This window comes from Lutimaribacter marinistellae (assembly GCF_042648365.1).
GTDB classification, from domain to species: domain Bacteria; phylum Pseudomonadota; class Alphaproteobacteria; order Rhodobacterales; family Rhodobacteraceae; genus Lutimaribacter_A; species Lutimaribacter_A marinistellae.
The window spans coordinates 444,963-462,135 of the sequence record NZ_JBHRXI010000004.1; the positions used below are offsets into that span (position 1 = coordinate 444,963).

The 17,173-nt window shown below is 62.1% G+C and carries 12 protein-coding genes; 3 read left to right on the top strand and 9 right to left on the bottom strand.

Annotated elements, in window-relative coordinates; genetic code table 11:
- Nucleotides 1-17: 17 nt before the first annotated feature.
- The 8 genes from ACFORG_RS06660 to ACFORG_RS06695 all read right to left on the bottom strand — a co-directional run bounded on the left by ACFORG_RS06660 (nucleotide 18) and on the right by ACFORG_RS06695 (nucleotide 11,606).
- On the bottom strand, nucleotides 18-1,079 hold the full coding sequence (locus ACFORG_RS06660) for a C45 family autoproteolytic acyltransferase/hydolase (protein WP_386734605.1): 1,062 nt from the start codon (nucleotides 1,077-1,079) through the stop codon (nucleotides 18-20).
- Nucleotides 1,079-2,179, bottom strand: a complete 1,101-nt coding sequence (locus ACFORG_RS06665; RefSeq protein ID WP_386734606.1) for a DmpA family aminopeptidase — start codon at nucleotides 2,177-2,179, stop codon at nucleotides 1,079-1,081. Before ACFORG_RS06665 ends, ACFORG_RS06660 begins: the two co-directional genes overlap by 1 nt.
- Nucleotides 2,176-3,096, bottom strand: coding sequence for a MurR/RpiR family transcriptional regulator (locus ACFORG_RS06670; protein WP_386734607.1), 921 nt, complete (start codon nucleotides 3,094-3,096; stop codon nucleotides 2,176-2,178). The genes ACFORG_RS06665 and ACFORG_RS06670 overlap by 4 nt, the downstream gene beginning before the upstream one ends.
- Nucleotides 3,093-4,697: a dipeptide ABC transporter ATP-binding protein gene (locus tag ACFORG_RS06675; RefSeq protein ID WP_386734608.1), complete on the bottom strand. Its 1,605-nt coding sequence runs from the start codon at nucleotides 4,695-4,697 to the stop codon at nucleotides 3,093-3,095. Before ACFORG_RS06675 ends, ACFORG_RS06670 begins: the two co-directional genes overlap by 4 nt.
- Nucleotides 4,694-5,497, bottom strand: coding sequence for an ABC transporter permease (locus ACFORG_RS06680; RefSeq protein ID WP_386734609.1), 804 nt, complete (start codon nucleotides 5,495-5,497; stop codon nucleotides 4,694-4,696). The genes ACFORG_RS06675 and ACFORG_RS06680 overlap by 4 nt, the downstream gene beginning before the upstream one ends.
- The gene (locus ACFORG_RS06685; protein ID WP_386734610.1) at nucleotides 5,494-6,483 is read right to left on the bottom strand and encodes an ABC transporter permease; all 990 of its coding nucleotides are present in this window, start codon (nucleotides 6,481-6,483) and stop codon (nucleotides 5,494-5,496) included. The genes ACFORG_RS06680 and ACFORG_RS06685 overlap by 4 nt, the downstream gene beginning before the upstream one ends.
- A gap of 31 nt (nucleotides 6,484-6,514) precedes the next feature.
- A complete protein-coding gene (locus ACFORG_RS06690; RefSeq protein WP_386734611.1) occupies nucleotides 6,515-8,011 on the bottom strand; it encodes an ABC transporter substrate-binding protein in 1,497 nt (498 codons plus the stop codon).
- Nucleotides 8,012-8,165: 154 nt separating this feature from the next.
- A complete protein-coding gene (locus ACFORG_RS06695) occupies nucleotides 8,166-11,606 on the bottom strand; it encodes a calcium-binding protein (protein ID WP_386734612.1) in 3,441 nt (1,146 codons plus the stop codon).
- 373 nt (nucleotides 11,607-11,979) lie between these two features.
- Here ACFORG_RS06695 and ACFORG_RS06700 point away from each other — a divergent pair, with 373 nt between their 5' ends.
- The 3 genes from ACFORG_RS06700 to ACFORG_RS06710 all read left to right on the top strand — a co-directional run bounded on the left by ACFORG_RS06700 (nucleotide 11,980) and on the right by ACFORG_RS06710 (nucleotide 15,884).
- A complete protein-coding gene (locus tag ACFORG_RS06700; RefSeq protein ID WP_386734613.1) occupies nucleotides 11,980-13,308 on the top strand; it encodes a mechanosensitive ion channel domain-containing protein in 1,329 nt (442 codons plus the stop codon).
- 54 nt (nucleotides 13,309-13,362) lie between these two features.
- Nucleotides 13,363-15,039: a sulfatase-like hydrolase/transferase gene (locus ACFORG_RS06705; RefSeq protein WP_386734614.1), complete on the top strand. Its 1,677-nt coding sequence runs from the start codon at nucleotides 13,363-13,365 to the stop codon at nucleotides 15,037-15,039.
- A 137-nt stretch (nucleotides 15,040-15,176) separates the two neighbouring features.
- Nucleotides 15,177-15,884 (top strand): MIP family channel protein, encoded by a 708-nt coding sequence (locus tag ACFORG_RS06710; RefSeq protein ID WP_386734615.1) that lies wholly within the window; start codon nucleotides 15,177-15,179, stop codon nucleotides 15,882-15,884.
- Between the two features lie 67 nt (nucleotides 15,885-15,951).
- Here ACFORG_RS06710 and nqrF read toward each other — a convergent pair whose 3' ends face one another.
- The gene (gene nqrF, locus ACFORG_RS06715) at nucleotides 15,952-17,172 is read right to left on the bottom strand and encodes an NADH:ubiquinone reductase (Na(+)-transporting) subunit F (protein ID WP_386734616.1); all 1,221 of its coding nucleotides are present in this window, start codon (nucleotides 17,170-17,172) and stop codon (nucleotides 15,952-15,954) included.
- Between the last annotated feature and the right edge of the window lies 1 nt (nucleotide 17,173).

The following is a 17,173-nucleotide window of genomic DNA, read 5'->3' on the forward strand; positions in this document are numbered from 1 at the left end:
CCGGTGGGGGTTTGCCCCTAGATCTGAGTTGCTGCAAAGGCGATCTCCTGCCACTCGGCGGTGCCTGCAATGCCCTTGCGCATGCGGATTGCCGGTGTTTCGCCCAACTCCATCACCACGGAGGCAAAGGTCGATGACCCGCCATTGACCTGGCCGCGCATGCAGAGCGGGGCGTCCGTATCGTCGAAAAGCGACTGGACTTGCCTTGCCCCGGTCAGACCGGTCGCATGCGCCTGCAGCCAGTCGAGACGCCGGTGCGAACTGGCATTGAACCCTGCGGATTCGAGCCGGGCCTGTGCGTTGGCATCGGTATCGCGGCTGGCAAGCGGGTGGTTCGTGTGCAGTAGCGTTTCGCCACTTTCGTACCGGGCGCAGCCGCCTGCCGAGCATTCCAGCGAGGTGATCCCATCGCGCGAAACCAGCGCGTAATGCTGGCCGCTGGCGTGTCGGGCCGAGGCGAGGCGGTTGGCAGCATCATCGCGGCTGCGAGCGGCGAGGGCGTGACGCAGGGCAAAGGCAACGGGGAGGCCGCCCGCATCGTGATGCAGCATGAGGAGGGTGTTGACCCCGACTGCCAGCCCCGCATCGTTGAGACCCAGCAGACCGATCAGGCCCGCCGAACTGAGCGCGACGATTTCGGGCATATCCGGTCCGCCAAGCCGCAAGGCAACCTGTGACCCGTGCATATGCGCAGGCAAGTCCATGTTCTGCGCAAGGACATGGCCCCGCTCCGTCGGAATGGCCACAAGGCTGCATCCGGGTGGGACGGTTTCCGCCGTGTCGTACCACCATTGCTCATCCATCAGGTTATAGGCCGCGACGCGGGCAAAGGGCTGGCCCGCCCCGTCCGCGATGCCCTGCAATTCGGTATGGAGATCGGGAACGGTCTTTTCGGCGTGATCGAGGCAGGAGGTGGCTGCCAGAAACCCCTCGCAATAAGCATCGAAATCGGTGCGGCCGAGGGCGGACATGGTGGCCGCTTCCCACTGGGCGAGCGCTTCGGCGATCTCGGCGCGGAGGGTTTCGCCATGGGCGTGGCCGCGCGCTGCGGGCGGGCCGAAACAATCAACAACGTGCATCATCGGCCCCTGCCCTTTTCATCCAGAATGTCGAGAAGCTGCGCATGGTCGATGGCGCGCACTCTTTGTCCAGCGGGCTTGACTGTCATGCGATCCTCGGCCGCGATCATGGCGTTGATGACGGCCTCTTCGATCGCCTGCACGGCGGCGGTGTAGAAGGCATCGAGATGGGCATCGCTGAGCGCCTGAAGGGTCATCACATCGGGCGCGTGCCACGGATAGGCCGTCGGGTTCGCGGTGGAGAACGCCAGAAAGATGTCGCCTGAATAGTGACCGCCCGAAGTGCCATTGCGGCCGATGCCGATGCTGCCGCGCCGGGCGAGCCGGTTCAGCTGGTGCGGAAGAAGCGGGGCGTCGGTGGCGATGACGACGATGATCGAGCCGGTTTCGCGCGGATGCACGAGATCCTCGCGCATGTATTGCCCGACCGGCGTGCCCGAGATCGTCAGCCCGTCACGCGATCCGTGATTGGCCTGCACCAGAACGCCAAGGTCATAGCCTTGCCCCCCGACAGTGACCCGTCGCGAGCCTGTGCCGGTTCCTCCCTTGAACTCGTAGGCGATCATGCCGGCACCGCCACCCACGTTGCCCTCGGCCACCGGACCGTCGCGGGCGCCATCCAGCGCGGCGCGGGCATGCGCCTCGGTCACGGCGCGGGCGTTGATGTCGTTCAGCACGCCGTCATAGGTTTCGCCCACGACAGGCAGACACCACATGTGGTCTTGTTCGAACACCTCTGGATACCGATCGATCATCCAGCCGACCGTGGCGTGCGAGACCATGCCGACGCCGTGTGAGTTCGTCAGCATGACCGGACCCAGGAACCAGCCCAGATCGGCGATATGGTGACCGCCTGTCAGCTCTCCATTGCCGTTGAACGAGTGTATGCCGGCCCAGACGGGGGCGATGTCGCCCGAGACGCCCCGAGGGATGATGGCGGTGACGCCGGTGCACAGGCCCTTGTGTTTGCCGGCGACCGCATCCTCGATCACCGTCTCGAAGCCGACGGTGACGTTATCCACGTCGGTTATGGCGTTGAACGGTCCGGGCGTGCCGCCGAAGGTCAGCCCGATATCGCGGGCGCGGGGTTTGCGTGTCATGTCTGGGTCTCGTCGATGTTCGGCAGCGGGCGATCGCGGCTGTCGGGGTCGTAGGTGAACGGGTCGAAATGGCGTGTCAGCTCTCCCATCGCCTGAAGGCGGTCTGTCACCTCGCGCCCCAGCCGCGCCGTCAGTGCATTCAGGAACAGGCCCAGCAACGCGGACAGTCCCGAGGTACTGTCAAGAAAGGCGTTGGTCGCCGTGGTGACGGACAGGACATGCGGCGTGTAGCGGCGCGGCCAGGCGCTGTAACGGTCGGTGACCACGATCAGCGGGATGCCGCGCTGGCGGCAGAGATCGGCGATCTTCACGGAGTCGTGGGCATAGGGCACAACATCGACCATGATGACGCATGAGGTCTCTGGTTCCTCGATGAAGATTTCGGACCAGTTGCCACTGCGCCCGTCGGTAAATCGCGCACCGGGACGGGCGTATTTGAGGCGGGTGGCGAAATCCATCGCCATCCCCTTGACCCCCTGGAAGCCGGTCACGTTCACTGTGCGGGCAGCGGCCACGACATCGACTGCCGCGCGCCATGTTTCGGTCGTGGCAAGCTGGTAGACCTCGACAATGGCGTCGAGTTCGCGGCGCAGTTGTTCTTGCAACTCGGCATCGGTCACGTCGGCCACGGCGATACGGCGTTCGCGCTGGACCTGGGAAACGGGGTCGGATTGCCGGAACTCCTTGCTGATCTCGGATTTGAACGCCTTGAAATTCTCGTAGCCCAATCGCTTGACGAAACGTCCGACGGTCATTTCGCTGACGCCGGCGCCGTCGGCCAGATCGGCGGCAGTGGCGAAGGGCAGGGTGTCGAAATGCCGTTCGACCCAGAGCGCCACGGCGCTTTCACCGCGCGAGAGGTTGGGCGCGGCGGCCATGCGCGCCCGAACGGGGCCGGTTGGTTTGGCATCGGTCATGCGGCACCTCCATCCAGATGTGGAATCGCGTCGATCAGGGCGCGGGTGTAATCCTGCCGGGGCGCATCGAAAACCTGCGCGGTTGGGCCGGCTTCGACGATTTCACCCCTGCGCATGACCACGACGCTGTTGCACAGGCGACGGATCACCGACAGGTCGTGGCTGATGAAGATCATTGTCAGGCCGCGTTCCTTTTGCAGCCGCAGAAGAAGTGCGATGACCTGCGCCTGAAGCGTCACGTCAAGCGCCGAGGTGATTTCGTCGGCGATCAGAACACGCGGGTCGAAGGCAAGCGCGCGGGCGATTGCGACGCGCTGGCACTGTCCGCCGGAAAGCTGTCCGGGAAAACGCCCTGCGAGATCGGGTGAAAGGTCGACCTGCTCCATCAGGGCTGCGACGCGTTCGCCGAGCTTGTCGCGCGGAACAAGCCCATGACGACGCAGCGGCTCGGCAATGGCGGCGTGCACGGTCATGCGCGGGCTGAGCGCCTCGTACGGGTGCTGGTAGATCATCTGCACGTCGCGCAGATAGGCGATGCGGTTGCGCCCGGCGGGTTCGGCGGGACGGCCATCGAACATCACCTCGCCCCGGTCAGGACGAACAAGGCCCACCAGGGCACGGGCAAGCGTGGATTTGCCCGAACCGCTTTCCCCGACGATGCCGAGTGTCTGACCCGGCTGAACGGCGAAATCAGCACTGCGGACGGCGACGAAACCGCCCTCGCGCCGGGCAAGTAGGTCGTTCAGGGTGGCGCCGCCGTAGCGGATGCGCACGCCGCGCGCCTCTATCAGCGGTTCGGTACGCGAAGCGGTCGTAAGCGGAACGAAGGGCATCCGGTCGGGGTGCGAGGCGATCAGCTGGCGGGTGTAGTCGTGCCGGGGCGACTGCACCACGCGACGGACGGGGCCGGATTCGACAGGTTTCGACCGGCGCATGACCAGGATGTCATCGCAGACCTGTGCCACCGCGCCGAGGTCATGGCTGACGAAGATCATGCTGAGGTTCCGTTCGCGACGTAACTGCCCGAGCAGGTCCAGCACCGATTTCTGCACCGTTGCGTCGAGCGCGGTCGTCGGCTCGTCCGCGAGCAGCAGGTCGGGCTGACAGGCCAGCGCCCCGGCAATCATCGCGCGCTGTTTCATCCCGCCCGACAGTTGGTGCGGATAGGCCCGGGCCCAGCGTTCGGGGTCGGGGATGCGGACGACGTCGAGCAGGCGCAGAACCTCGTCCCGGATGGCACCGCCGCGCATATCCGTGTGCTTGCGCAGGGTCTCGGCCACCTGGTCGCCGATCCGCATGAGCGGGTCGAGATGGCTGGCCGGGGTCTGAAAAATCATCGCGATCCGCTTGCCCCGAATGGTGTCGAGCGCAGGTTCCGGCATGGCGAGGAGGTTCTGCCCCTCGAAACTGGCCTGCCCATCGATCCGGGCGGTTCTGGGCAGAAGACGCATCAACGCGCGGCAGGTCACCGACTTGCCCGAGCCGCTTTCGCCGACAATGCCCAGCGCCGCGCCGCGTTCGAGGTCGAAGGACACGCCATCGACCGCCGTGACCGGCCCGAAGCGAACGGTCAGGTCGCGGACGGATAACAGGGGACTCATCGCTCGATCCTCAACATGCGGGCCAACCCGTCGCCGATCAGTGCAAATCCGACGCCGATCAGCACCATGGCAAGCCCGGGAAAGAAGCTGATCCACCAGGCGGAGGAGATATAGGTCTGCCCCTCGGCGATCATCACGCCCCATTCCGCGGCAGGTGGCGAAACACCCATACCAAGAAAGCCCAGCGCCGCGCCGAAGAGGATCACCAGCGTCACATCCGTCATGACATAGACGACGATAGGCGACAGCGCGTTGGGCAGGACATGACGCAGCAGGATGTGGGCGTGCGAAAAGCCCATCGTTCGTTCGGCCAGCACGAACTCGGCCTGGCGCAGCACGATCGCCTCGGCCCGTGCCAGCCTTGCGTATCCGACCCAGCCGACCAGCGCGAGCGCGATGAAGTAGTTTTCGATCCCCGGGCCGAGCACGGCCACGATCGCAAGGACGAGGACGAAGAACGGAAAGGGCACGGTTATGTCGAGCAGGCGCATCGCCACCGCATCGACCCAACCGCCGAAATAACCGGCGAGCAGCCCGATTGCCATCCCGATCACCATGGGCGCGATGACACCCAGCAGACCGATGTAAAGCGCCAGCCGCGCACCATAGACAACCCGGCTGTAGATGTCGCGGCCGACATTGTCAGTGCCGAACCAGTGATCGGGGTTGGGCGCTTGCAGGATCGCCTCGAAATCGATGGTATAGGGGTCATGGGTCGCCAGAAGCGGGGCGGCGGCGGCAATCAGGCACCAGAGGAGAACAAGGCAGGCGCCGATGACGAACATGGGGGACAGCCTCATGGCGTCACCCTTGGGTCGATCAGGGCCGATATCAGGTCGACCGCCAGCATGACGAGGATCGTCGTCAGCGCAAAGACAAGTGTCGCGCCCTGCACCACGAAGTAATCGCGGGCAAGGATGGAATCGACCATCAGCTTGCCCATTCCGGGCACGGCATAGACCGTTTCGACGATGACCGACCCCCCCAGCAGGTATGCGACGATGACTGCGAAAAGGTTGAGCGTCGGCAAGACGGAGTTGGGAAAGACATGCGTACGAAAGACGCGGCCCTCACCCAGTCCCTTGGACATGCCGGTCAGCACGTAATCGCGGTTCATCTCGTCCAGCAGCGCCGAGCGCAGTGTGCGCACGAGGATCGGGACCACCCAGATCATCGTGGATAGCGCGGGCAGGAAAAGATGGCGGAGATGGTCGGTGAACGTCTCGCCGAAACCACTGACCGGGAACCAGCCGAGCGTCACGCCGAAGAACCGGGCAAACAGCAGCGCCAGCCAGAAGACCGGGACGGCCAGACCCAACACACCAAGTAGGCGAATGACCTGGTCGGCCAACCCGTTCTGCCTGCGGGCCGACAGGACCGAGAGGGCGATTACCGGCGGCAATGTCAGCACGATGGTGTAGATGACAAGGAACAGCGTCACCGGGTAATGCTGCGCGATCAGTTGCGAGACCGGGACACGATAGCGCAGCGACGCCCCAAGATCCCCGGCAACGAGGTTCTTGAGGTAGGTGAAGTATTGCATCAGAACCGGTTCATCCAGGCCATAGCGGTCGCGAATGGCCGCGATCGTCTCGGGCGTCGCGCGGTCGCCCACCAACAGTCGGATCGGGTCGCCCGGCGTGGCCGTCATCAGCACGAAGGTGATGATACTGACGCCAAGCAGGACAGGAACCGCCTGAACAAGGCGCCAGAATATGAAGCGAAGCGTGGTCAACAGGTCCTGCCCGATGGTTGGTTCTGCACTGAAGGAAATCGGGCCGGCCATCCCCTGCCGGCCCGCGTGAGTGGCGTTGGCCTCAGTTCGTAAATTCGGCCTCTTCCAACGACCATTGCAGCGCGGGGCTTAGCGTCAGGCCCTTGACCCGGTCGGCATAGGCGTTGGCAAAAGGCGTATAGTACAGCGGGATCTGCGCCAGCTCTTCGGTCGAGAGCTTCTGGATCTCGTGATACATGGCCTCGCGCTTGGCGGGATCAGTCTCGCGCAGGGCGGACTCGACCAGTTCGTTCACGCGGTCGTTGTTGTAGTTGGTGTAGTAGGAGTTGTTGCCGCAATTACCGCAAACCGCCCAGCGCACGGCGAGGTCCGGATCCTCGGTCTCGTTGTACCACCAGCTTGCCGTGACATCGTACTTGCCCTCGGTGAGGTTGCCCCACCACAGACCCGCATCGACGCGCTCGACCGTCGTGTTGAACCCCACCGCATCCCACTGCGCCTTGAGAAGCGTGGCGAGCTGTTCTGCCGAGGGTGTGATCATCAGGGTGACGGCAGTGCCGACAGCATCCTCCTGTTCCAGCAGGGCTCGGGCACCTGCCGGGTCATAGGCCGGGGGCGACACGTCACCGGCATGGAAGTTCAGGGCGCCGGGAAGCGTGGAGTTGGCCACGGTCGCGTTGCCCAGCGTGACGGCCTTGGTGATCGCCTCGCGGTTCAGGGCCATCGCGGCAGCCTTGCGGATGTTGAGGTTGTCGAAAGGCGGCTTGGCGTGGTTGGGCATGACGCCATAGATCACTGTCGACGGCTCAAGCGCGACGCCGGCACCATCGGCGGCGTTGATCTCTTCGATCTGGGCCCACGGGACGCCGCGACTGACATCGATTTCGCCAGCCATGATCATCGTTGTTCGGGCATTGTCGTCGCTGACTTCGATCAGGTCGGCGCCAGCCAGCTTGGGATAACCTTCGCGCCAGTAGTTCGGGTTGGCCTTGAGAGTCAGCCGGTCATTGGGTTTCCACGCCTCGACCATGAAGGGACCCGAGGTGACGGGATCGGCGGCAAAGGCGTCCTCTCCACGTTCCTCGACATCGTCCTTGCTGACGATACCGGCATTGAAAATCTCCATGTAGGACAACATCGGCGCGCTGGGATATTCGAGCGTCAGTTCGACGGTATCCTCGTCCAGTGCCTTGAATTCCTTGACTGGCGCATATGCGGCCGGATAGGCGCTTCCTTCGTCCTTGGCGACGCGGTTGAGGCTGAATGCAACGTCCTCGGCCGTGATATCGCTGCCGTCCGAGAATTTCGCATCGCGCAACTCGAACGTGTAGGTCAGCCCATCCTCGGACACTTCCCAGCTTTCGGCGAGGCCCGGTTGCAGCTTGCCTTCGCCATCCTTGCGCAGCAGGCGGGTGTATAGCTGACCAAACGCCTCGATATTGCCGGCCGCGGCGGATGCGATCGGGTCGAGTGTCGTGACCTTGTTCGGCGAGGCGATGCGGATCATGTCCTGCGCCGCCAGCGGCGTGGCCGCCGCCAGCAGCGCGGCTGCGACTGGCGTCAGTCTGTTGATGTTCATTGTTACTCTCCTGTTGGCTCCCTTGTCATTACGGTAGCAAACTAACATCTACATTAGAAGGTGTTAGTTTAGTCGCGTTGCCAACGGAGAGGGCAGAATGAAAAAGGCCGCGGCGGTTCGCACCGCCACGGCCTCAATCCCAACTGTTGAACGATCAGGCGAGCAGATCGAACAGTTCTCCGCCGGCCTGCACATTGATGCTGGATTGCCCTTCGCCGTCGACGAGCGCCCACATGATCTGGCCGGTGGGACGATAGATCACGAAAGCTTCCTGAACGTCGTCCTCGCCAGAGCGTTCACCATCCGGTGTGGCGGTGTGGGCAAGGTTGATCTGGAACTGATCGGCTGTCGCGGCCTGACCGAACACCAGAACGTCACCTTCGGCGGCGTCGTAATCCTGAACCCAGTCGGATCCGTGATCGAACACACCGAGGTGGAAGAACCGGTCAGCGCCATCGCCGCCATTGATCCGGTCATACCCGAACCCGCCATTGACGAAGTCGTTGCCGCCGCCGCCGAAGACAAGGTCGGACAGCGCGCCGCCGGTGACGACATCGTCGTCCTCCTGGCCTTGCAACTCGTCCGCGCCAAACCCGCCGGCGATGGTGTCGTTGCCACCCTGACCAAAGATCTGGTCATTGCCATAGCCGCCATTGAGCAGGTCGTCGCCGTCACCGCCATAGATCACGTCGCGCAGATCGTCAGGGGAGTCACCGCCCAATACCTCGTCATTGCCATCGCCGGCGTTGACGGTGTCGTTGCCATCGCCGCCGTTGATCACATCCTCGCCGTCGCCACCACGCAGCGTGTCGTTGCCCGTGCCGCCATCGATGGAGTCGTCGCCGCCGCCGCCATTGACCTCGTCATTGCCGCCGCCCGCGATGACCTGCTCGGCGTCATCCGAGCCGTCGAGACGTTCATCACCATTCCCCCCGACCTGAACGCCGGGTTGCGGGAAGAGGTCTGCGACTCGGACACTCGCATCGTCAAAGCCCAGTTCCTCGATATCGACCAAGGTATCCGTTCCCAGCGCCGAGACGACCTGAACCGAACCATCGGCGTTCTGCGTCACCGTGGCGTCGGCCTGCATGACGCCCCAGAACTCGGCCCGGTCGAGGCCGGCGCCGCCATTCATGGAGTCATTGCCGGCGCCTCCGATCAGGACATCCTCGCCGCCGAGACCTTCGAGCGTATCATTGCCACCCACACCATTGATGAAGTTGTTGCGGCCATCCCCGCGCAGCAGGTCGTCATCCTCGCGCGAGCCATTTATGTTCTCGACGTTGGACAACAGATGCGAGAAGGTGTCGCCGCGCCAGACGCCGGTTGCGGTGCCCGCGGAAAGATCGACCTGCACCGACTCGACCCCTGTACGGTCATAGCGCACCGCGTCGACACCGCCGCCGGCATCGAGCGTGTCGTTGCCACGACGCAGAATGAACCGCTCATTCGCGTCCGAGCCGAGGATGCTGTCATTCAGGTCTGTCGCCCGAAGCTCGCGCACGGATCCGTTGATCGTGTCCGTCCCGCCAAAGCCATCTTCGGACACGGTCCCGGCAGACAGGTCCGCAGTGATGCCGGACATGCCGGCCCAAGAATAATCGAGACGGTTGGTCGGCGCATCGGGGTCGATGTTGAACGTGTCGTTGCCGCCGAGTCCAATCACCTGGACAAACCCGTCATCCGAAGGTTTCAAGTTAAACACGTCGTCGAAATCGGATCCGACCACGGCCAGCCCATCGGCATTCATCGCGCGATCAACGAACAGGAGCGTTGTCGTTCCACCGGCACCCTTGTCGATATTGCCGGTGGCGGCCCGGCCATCGATGTTGACGGTGATGCCGCTGGCCAGATCATCGTGCTTGAGCTCGAAATACCCGTTTGCAGCGTTTTCGAAGGTAACGGTATCGTTTCCGGTGCTGGGAGTGATGAGGTCACCGCCTGTGTTGTCGAGCGGATCGATGAAGTCGTCACCGACCGTACCGACGAGGTCGTCATCACCGACCGTGCCGATGATCGGGCCACTTGGCGGAAACAGGTCGCTGACCTGAACCATCTGGTCGTCAAAGCTGATCTGCTCGATATTGACGAGCTGGTCGGTGCCTTGCGAGCTCTCGACCCGGATCGTTCCGTCGGCATTTTGAGAGATCAACGCGTCCGCACGTTGCATCCCCCAATATGCTGCCTGGTCGATTCCTTCGCCGCCGTCGATCCGGTCGTCGCCAGCCTCACCGACGAGGGTGTCGTCGCCCGCGCGACCTTCGATCGTGTCATTGCCGCCGCCACCGAGGATTTCGTTCGCGATGGAGCTTCCGCGCAGCAGGTCGTTATCTCCTTGCGAGCCGCGCAGATTCTCGACGTTGGAGACCTGATGCGTGAATGCCGAACCGCGCCAGACACCGCTGGCTGTCCCGGCCTCGAGATCGACCTCGACCGCTTCGACCCTGGACCGGTCGTATCGCAGCACGTCGATGCCACCACCCGCATCCAGCGTGTCATTGCCACGCCGCAGGATGAACCGCTCATTCGCGTCCGAACCGAGGATGCTGTCGGACAGATCGCTGCCGCGCAATTCACGGACGGATCCAAGGATGCTGTCAGTGCCACCGAAAGGGTCGGCAATCGTTCCCGTCACCAGATTGGCGGTGATCCCCGAGCTGCCGGTCAGGCTCCACAAGGCGTAGTCAAGTCGCGGTTTGTTGTCGATGTCGCGAAAATCGAACACGTCGTTGCCGCCAAGGCCGGTTACGTTCATGAAGCCATCGCCAGTATCGACGCGGAACGTATCGTTGCCGTTCGTACCGACGATGCCGAGGCCACCCGCATTGATCGCGGTCGAAAGCCCCATCAGGGTTGTCTGGCCATTGGCGCCCTTGTCGATCACGCCTGTATCGCTGGTGCCGTCGAGGTTTACGCCGATTGGAGCGTTGAGATCGCGATGATCGATCTCGGCATAGCCCATGTTCATCTCGGTCAGGTCGACCGTGTCGTTGCCTGCGCCCGGCTGGATCAGGTCGTAATCGTCATTGTCGATCGGCTGAAGAACATCATCCCCGGCGGAACCGATGAGGGTGTCGGCCCCCGGGGTCCCGATCACCAGTTCGCCCGGCAGAACCTGAACGCCGGACAGTGAATTCAGACTGATAGACGTACCCGGTGCAAGCGGACCCGAAGTGATGGCGCCGCCGCCGGTGATCTGCGCCTCGAGTGCAGCAAACTCCGCAGGGCTGCTAACATTCGGCAGAGGGGTTCCACCAATCGCAAAGATCCAGTCCTGCGCAGGGGTAGAGGGTGGGTTGTATGTAAAGGCAAGGATCTGGGTCACCCCGCCGGTCCAGATAATCTGCCCCAGTTCGGTGCTGGAGATATCGTCAATATCGTCGAACCCGGCCAACATCGTCACATCGGGCGCCGCGCGGTTCAGGTCCACGCCGGGCAGCAGTTCATCTCCACTCGGGGGGACGGTGATCGTGTAGGTAAAGGTCTGTGGGTCCGCGCTGGCCGTGATGATGGTGAACGTCGTGGGTTCCACCGCGACAACGTCGTCGGCAAGGTTTCTATCCACGCGGAAGCCGGACAGGACATACTTGGTCATGAAAAATTCCCCTCGGAGTTGAACTCTGGATCGTTACGAGCGTCGCTTTCCCAGATCTGCCTTGCCCGGACGCGCATCACCGCATCGTTGCAGATTCGGGTAAACGAAAACGACGTTCATCCGGGAAAGACAGAACGCTGCACAAAGCGCATCGCCTGGCGAATTCATTCTGCTCTCCTGCCCCTGGACCCGTAACGATCATTACCAGCCCGGAGCCTATCGGCTGACAAGAGTCAGTCAAGTTTTTCCGTGGGTTAATTGAATTCGATTGTCAGAGGTCGATTCCCTGCCGCATTACCTGACCGGGATATGAACCCCGAAACGAATGCTTGAAGGCGTCATGATCTCGGGTCTTAATCGGGGAATGAAATTCGTGTTCCCGATTTTGGTTTCCTTTTTCTTCATGGCCCCGGCCTGGGCGCAGGAAAGTGTCTCGCCGGCAGAGGAAACCGGGCCCGTCCGGGATGTGGCGGTAGCGCCCGAAGCAAGGGACGAGGAAATCGATGCACGGATCACGCAGATCCTGAATGCGACCGGGTGGTTCGTCGACCCACGGGTGCGTGTGGATGACGGGATCGTTTTCCTTGATGGGCTTGCCGATAGCGAGGACCACCGCGTGTGGGCGCGCGACCTGGCGGCCAAGACGCAGGACGTAGTCGCCGTAGTCAACCGGATCCAGGTCGAGGCACGCGCCGACTGGTCCTTTGCCCCGGCGTTCGGTGCGATCCGGACGGTCATTCAGCGGAGCCTGGCCGCCCTGCCGCTTGTCGTGCTCACCATCGTCGTGCTGCCACTGGCCTGGTGGATCTCGAGCATTGCGGCACGCGGTTTGCGCCGTTGGTTTCTGGGCGGGCTCGAGTCACAGTTCCTGCGCACCGTGGTCGCCCGCGCGCTGGCATTGCCGATCTTTCTGCTGGGCCTTTACGTGGTGATGCAGGCGGCGGGACTGACGCAGATCGCATTCTCGCTCATCGGTGGTGCCGGGATCATCGGTATCATCGTCGGTTTTGCGTTTCGCGACATTGCCGAGAACTTCCTTGCTTCGCTCCTTCTGTCATTGAGGCAACCGTTTCGCGCGGGCGATCTGATCGACGTGGACGGGCGGCTGGGATCTGTCCACTCGATGAACACGCGCTCGACCGTGCTGATCTCGCCAGAGGGGAACCACATCCAGATTCCCAACGCCACCGTGTTCAAGAGTGTCATCACCAATTTCACCGCCGCGCCCGAAGGGCGGGACAGTGTCACGGTCGGGATTGGCTATGATGCGGCTGTAACCGAGGCGCAGGAAATCGTGGCACGTGTGCTGTCGCAGCACGAGGCCGTTCTGAACGAACCGCCGCCCATGGTTCTGGTCGAGGCGCTGGGCGCCTCTACCGTGAATTTGCGGGCCTATTACTGGATCAACGTCCGCGACTTCTCGATGCTCAAGGTCAAGTCCTCGGTCCTGCGTCTGATGAAAAAGGCATTGATGGATGCCGGTATCTCGATGCCAGACGACGCGCGCGAGATCATCTTTCCCGAGGGTGTTCCGGTGTTGCAGGACCAGAGCATTCCGCATGAGCCAACCGTCACCGTTGTGCGGGAAACGCCCGAGGAACGCACGGCTGCCGAAGCCTCGCTGGAGAACGACCAGAACGAAGTGGTGGAGAGAGCCACCCGTGGAGACAATCCGGAGCAGGATGGCGACCTGTTGCGATGACGGGCTGGCCGGCCCTAGAAAGTCGATAGCCACGACAAGGAGGAGGCGCGGGACATGGCCAAGGCAAAGAACATCCTGTTCATCATGTTCGACCAGTTGCGGTGGGATTACCTGGGCTGCTACGGTCATCCGCACCTTGAGACACCGAACATCGACCGCCTCGCCGCGATGGGCGTGCGGTTCGACCGGGCCTATATCCAGTCACCCATCTGCGGGTCGTCCCGCATGTCGACCTATACCGGGCGCTACGTTCATTCGCATGGCGCGAGCTTCAACGGTGTTCCGCTGAAAGTCGGCGAGATGACGATGGGCGACCACCTGCGAAAGGTCGGTATGGATTGCTGGCTAGTCGGAAAGACCCACATGCGTGCCGACGCCGAGGGTATGGCGCGTTTGGGTTTGGCCCCCGACAGCATCATCGGCGCGCGGGTCGCGGAGTGCGGGTTCGACGTGTTCGAACGCGATGACGGGATGCTGCCCGAAGGCCCGGACGGGTATTATGACCCGGATGGCGCAAAGGAGTACAACAAGTGGCTCAAGGCCAAGGGGTATGAGTCGGACAACCCGTGGCACGACTTCGCGAACTCCGGATTGGACGAGGAAGGCAACGTCTTGTCTGGGTGGTTCCTCAAGAACTCCCGCGAGGCGGCCAACATCCATGAGCCGGATAGCGAAACACCCTATCTGACCGGTCGTGGGATGCAGTTCATGGAACAGACCGAAGGGCCGTGGTGCTGTCACCTGTCCTTTATCAAACCGCATTGGCCTTATGTCGTGCCCGAACCCTATGCCTCGATGTACGGGCCGGAACACGTGCTGCCACCGGTTCGCACGGACGCTGAACGCCAGAATGCACATCCGGTGTTCAAGGCCTTCATGGATACCAAGGTGGGCCAGGCCTTTTCCCGCGACGAAGTGCGCGAGGCGGTCATTCCCGCCTATATGGGGCTGATCAAGCAGGCCGACGACCAAATGGGGCGTCTTTTCGACTGGATGGACAAGACCGGCCGGATGGATGACACGATGATCGTGCTTACCTCGGACCACGGCGATTTTCTTGGCGATCACTGGCTGGGGGAAAAGACGTTCTTTCACGATGCGTCGACCCGCATGCCGCTGATCATCTACGATCCCAGCCCGGATGCCGACGCCACGCGCGGTACAGCATGTGATGCACTGGTGGAATCCATCGACCTTGCCCCGACATTTGTCGAGATAGCCGGTGGCGAGGTTCCCGATCACATCCTGGAAGGTCGATCCCTGCTGCCGATCCTGCGGGGGCAGGCCCGCGATACCGGTCGCGAATATGCCATCTGCGAGTGGGATTACTCCGCCACCGGAGTCGCCACCGCCCTGAATGCCGATCCGCGCGATGCGCTGTTGTTCATGGTTGCCACGAAGGAATGGAAGCTGATCCACGCGCAGGGCGGCTATCGTCCGATGCTGTTCGATTTGCAGAACGACCCGCAGGAATTGGTGGACCTTGGCGAGAGCGACGAACATGCCGAGGTGATCGAACGTCTCTACAGCTATCTTCACGACTGGACGTGCCGCCCGTCACAGCGCACGACCCGGTCGCGCCAGCAGTTGATCGACATGCGCACCAAGAGCGGCGGCAAGGGGATCGTTCTGGGTGTCTATGACGAGGATGAAACGCCGCTGAACCTGACCGTGAAGTACCGCGACAGAAAAGCAATGCCGTGGCGGGACATCAGGAAGCCAGACGCCTGACCATGTACGTTGGAATGCCCCGACGATACCGGCGCCTCTTTGAATGAATACTGTCTTTTTGAAGGGGCTTACGAAATTTAATTACTCTGTCGGTTAACGTGTTACCATCTCCGCGCTTGTCAGTGGGAGACGGGGAAATGAAAAAACTGTTAGCAGAAGGGTTTGGGACATTCACCCTGGTGTTTTTCGGGGTCGGCAGTGCCGTTCTGGCCGGGTCGGGCGTGGGTCTCGCGGATGCGATCAGCATCACCGGCATAAGCCTCGCCTTCGGGATTTCGGTTGTCGCCATGGCCTATTCAATCGGTCAGGTCTCGGGCGCGCATCTGAACCCGGCGGTGAGTTTCGGGTGCCTGGTCGCGGGCCGGATGTCGATGGCGGACTTCATCGGCTATGTGATCGCCCAACTTGCCGGTGCCATCATTGCTGCGTTGCTGATTTACATGACAGTCGAAACACAGGTCGGCGGCTATGATGTTTCAGTGAACGGAATGGGCCAGAATGGTTGGGGAGAAGGGTTCGGAGCCGGGTATGGACTTGCCGGTGCCTTCATTTTCGAATTCGTTGCAACTGCTGTGTTCATCGTGGTGATCCTAGGGGTCACCTCGGCGACAGGGAATGCCACAATGGCGGGCCTGGTGATCGGGTTGACGCTGACGATGATTCACCTTGTGGGCATCACGATCACAGGCACGTCCGTCAATCCCGCGCGGTCGGTTGGCCCGGCCTTGTTCGCCGGTGGTGCGGCGCTTTCGCAATTGTGGCTGTTCATCCTTGCCCCGCTTCTTGGGGCCGGGGCCGGAGCGTTGATTTACAAGCTGGGGATCGCGTCCGAATCCGACCCGTGAAAGAGGACCGGAATTGAAAAGGCCGCCGGTGGACCCCGGCGGCCTTTTCTTGAAGTGTCTTCGAGTCTTACCCGCCGAAATCGTCGAGCATGATGTCTTCGCGGTCGACGCCCAGATCGAGCAGCATGTTGATGACCGACTGGTTCATGATCGGGGGACCGCACATATAGAATTCGCAGTCTTCCGGTGCCGGGTGATTCTTCAGATATTCTTCGAACAGGACGTTGTGGATGAAGCCGGTGTAGCCTTTCCAATCATCCTCGGGCAGCGCGTCAGACAGGGCGACATGCCATTCGAAGTTCGGATTTTCGGCAGCGAGCTGGTCAAAATCCTCGACGTAGAACATCTCGCGCTTGGAGCGGGCACCGTACCAGAAGGTTACCTTGCGATCGGTCGAAAGCCGCTTGAGCTGATCGAAGATGTGGCTGCGCATCGGCGCCATGCCCGCACCACCACCGACAAAGATCATCTCTTTCTTGGTGTCGCGCGCAAAAAACTCGCCGAACGGCCCCGAAATGGTGACCTTGTCGCCGGGTTTGAGGTTGAAGATGTAGGACGACATCTGGCCCGCCGGAATGCCTTCGGACCCCGGAGGGGGCGACGCGATCCGCACGTTGAGCATGATGATGCCCTTTTCCTCGGGGTAGTTCGCCATCGAATAGGCGCGCTCGATCTCTTCATCGACCTTGGAGGTGTACTGCCAGAGATTGAACTTGTCCCAGTCCTCGCGATACTCCTCGGCGACGTCGAAATTCTTGTAATCGACGACATGCGGAGGCGCGGCGATCTGGATGTAGCCGCCGGCACGGAAATTGACGTCCTCGCCCGCGGGCAGTTCCAGCACCAGTTCCTTGATGAAGGTTGCGACGTTGTCGTTGGAACGCACGGTGCATTCCCACTTCTTCACGCCAAAGACCTCTTCGGGAACCTCGATTTCCATGTCCTGCTTGACCGCAACCTGGCAGGAGAGTCGGTCGCCACAGGCTGCTTCGCGCTTGGTGATGTGGCTTTCCTCAGTTGGAAGGATCGAACCGCCTCCGGAATGCACGCGAACGCGGCACTGCGCGCAGGTTCCACCACCGCCGCAGGCCGAGGGAACAAAGAGCTTCTGTTCCGCCAACGTCTGCAACAGCTTGCCACCGGCGGGGACGGATACCGTCTTTTCCCCGTTGATGGTGATGTTCACGTTGCCGGTCGAGACCAGCCGCGACCGTGCAAGCATGATGATCGTCACCAACCCGATTACAATCAGGGTGAACAGCGCGATACCGAGCGTAAAGGTTTCCATT

Coding starts and splice junctions, on each gene's coding strand:
- ACFORG_RS06660 (WP_386734605.1), bottom strand. CDS start 1,079: ATGCACGTTGTTGATTGTTTCGGCCCGCCCGCAGCGCGCGGCCACGCC.
- ACFORG_RS06665 (WP_386734606.1), bottom strand. CDS start 2,179: ATGACACGCAAACCCCGCGCCCGCGATATCGGGCTGACCTTCGGCGGC.
- ACFORG_RS06670 (WP_386734607.1), bottom strand. CDS start 3,096: ATGACCGATGCCAAACCAACCGGCCCCGTTCGGGCGCGCATGGCCGCC.
- ACFORG_RS06675 (WP_386734608.1), bottom strand. CDS start 4,697: ATGAGTCCCCTGTTATCCGTCCGCGACCTGACCGTTCGCTTCGGGCCG.
- ACFORG_RS06680 (WP_386734609.1), bottom strand. CDS start 5,497: ATGAGGCTGTCCCCCATGTTCGTCATCGGCGCCTGCCTTGTTCTCCTC.
- ACFORG_RS06685 (WP_386734610.1), bottom strand. CDS start 6,483: ATGGCCGGCCCGATTTCCTTCAGTGCAGAACCAACCATCGGGCAGGAC.
- ACFORG_RS06690 (WP_386734611.1), bottom strand. CDS start 8,011: ATGAACATCAACAGACTGACGCCAGTCGCAGCCGCGCTGCTGGCGGCG.
- ACFORG_RS06695 (WP_386734612.1), bottom strand. CDS start 11,606: ATGACCAAGTATGTCCTGTCCGGCTTCCGCGTGGATAGAAACCTTGCC.
- ACFORG_RS06705 (WP_386734614.1), top strand. CDS start 13,363: ATGGCCAAGGCAAAGAACATCCTGTTCATCATGTTCGACCAGTTGCGG.
- ACFORG_RS06710 (WP_386734615.1), top strand. CDS start 15,177: ATGAAAAAACTGTTAGCAGAAGGGTTTGGGACATTCACCCTGGTGTTT.
- nqrF (WP_386734616.1), bottom strand. CDS start 17,172: ATGGAAACCTTTACGCTCGGTATCGCGCTGTTCACCCTGATTGTAATC.